The sequence below is a fragment of the Paenibacillus nanchangensis genome, from assembly GCF_046543445.1.
Classification (GTDB): Bacteria; Bacillota; Bacilli; order Paenibacillales; family Paenibacillaceae; genus Paenibacillus_AQ; species Paenibacillus_AQ nanchangensis.
On the sequence record NZ_JBHOFD010000073.1, the window covers coordinates 1 to 1,761 of the forward strand.

The following is a 1,761-nucleotide window of genomic DNA, read 5'->3' on the forward strand; positions in this document are numbered from 1 at the left end:
ACCTCTCTTGGTTGGACTTTCACCAACTAGATAATGCGTGCCTCTGGGCACGCGCCCCACAGAAAAAGCCGCTCCTGTTGACACAGAAGACGGCTCGTTGCCCGCGGCAGGAATAAAAGTTTGGCTTACCCCTCAATATTCTATTTCCTCTTAGCGGGCCTCCACTTGAAGCCACAGTTCATACAGCCGTTAACAATTTCACTTCTTCCGACGAACCCAACTGAGATACTAACTGGTAGCGCTAGAAAAAATGAAATCGCACCTATTGCAATGACTAACTCCATTACTCCTCTTGGAACATCGCTCACACTGTACAAAAGGACAAAGTTGCTCAATACTATAGTCAATACGCCTATAAAAATCATAATACCAAGGGTCTTGAACATATTGGCGAAGCTGTACCCTCTTTTGTTGGCTACCACCTGCTGTGACTTGCATTTACGGCAAGTCACAGCAGTGACGTTACTTGTGGGGTTTGACTGTCCTCCTGCTCTCCCTGCTGGGCTGAGTGCAGTCCTATTAACTTGAGGACTAACCGCCCCAGATTTCCTGCTAACAGCCCTACTTGCTTGAGCGGACGTTGAGCTATTGGGCTGATTGGATGTAGTTCTAGTGTCACGCTGCACTTCTTTTGACTCCCCCCTGATGGTCTCTTATAGGTATGTTGAACTATTATTCGGCAAGACTTTACAAAATCCTCTTTACAGCGGTGAGATTTGGAGTTTGATCGACACCCGCTGTCTCATCAAAAACGCCTCAGAGATCGTCTCTGAAGCGCGGGATTAATCGCAGAACATATTTATATCATCTAAAGCTGAGTGAGCATGCCCTCTAACAAACGTACTTTCATCATTCAATGCATCACTAATAAGCGGGATGATTAATTCTTTATTAACCGCTCTGTGCATTCTTGCAATATGACCAAAACATAGAATGGCTATCCCTCTTATAGTTTTGTTTTCGTGCCGGCTATATCGGACCATCAGGTCTTGTACAAACTCTCCATCATCCGCATTTAGTGCTAGAGAAAGCAGACCATCTACTATTGTATCGGGGTTATCAGAATTAATTAGGTTTATGATTTCTTGATTTCTCTCTATATTACTGCTATAGCGTTCTGTCCTTTCGTGAACCATATCAGCTAGTGCCTTTTCAAGAAAAGCAACCTCATTCCATATATGTTCAACCGATTCATCAGTAACAGCATTCAGTCTCTCGAACTCATTTATTAAGGCTTTTTTAGTCAATATTTCTTCCTCTGAATGCCTAAAGATGTTTTTATTATCTCTGTACATTGTGTAATTCTTTTTAAAATTCTCCCTAGCCTCCGTTAAAGAACAATCACCATTTGGACCACCCCACACCTCATCTGCATGAGGGTCATCTTGCCCGTCATCCTCCCATTCACATAAACAACAAATCTCCCAAGCTCGTCTTTCTTCTAATGTGGGATAACCACAACAGGGACAATTATATCGGTTCATTTTTATTCCCTTCGTTGTTCTTTATCGTTATATATCTAATATGCTTTTCATTTCTAAATCACACAGTTTACCACAACATCATAGCATGTTCCTTAAACCATTCGGACCAAGATAAATAATTTTTCTCAATACTTCCAGTAAACATTCTCACGCTTGTGCTTGTGCTTAATCCCGTACTTCCATATTTTCGCCGCACATAGCAGAAACCGTGCCAGCAATAGCTGTCACGGTTTCTTTTATCCTTATGCAAAGCTCTTATTTATTATACAGTCTGTAA

1 protein-coding gene is annotated in these 1,761 nt (G+C 41.9%); it reads right to left on the reverse strand.

All coding sequences use genetic code 11. The features are described from left to right. Window positions 1-782 precede the first annotated feature (782 nt). Entirely contained in the window at window positions 783-1,484 is a 702-nt protein-coding gene (locus tag ACE6ED_RS29085; RefSeq protein ID WP_410830951.1) for a CPCC family cysteine-rich protein, read from the reverse strand. Window positions 1,485-1,761 lie beyond the last annotated feature (277 nt).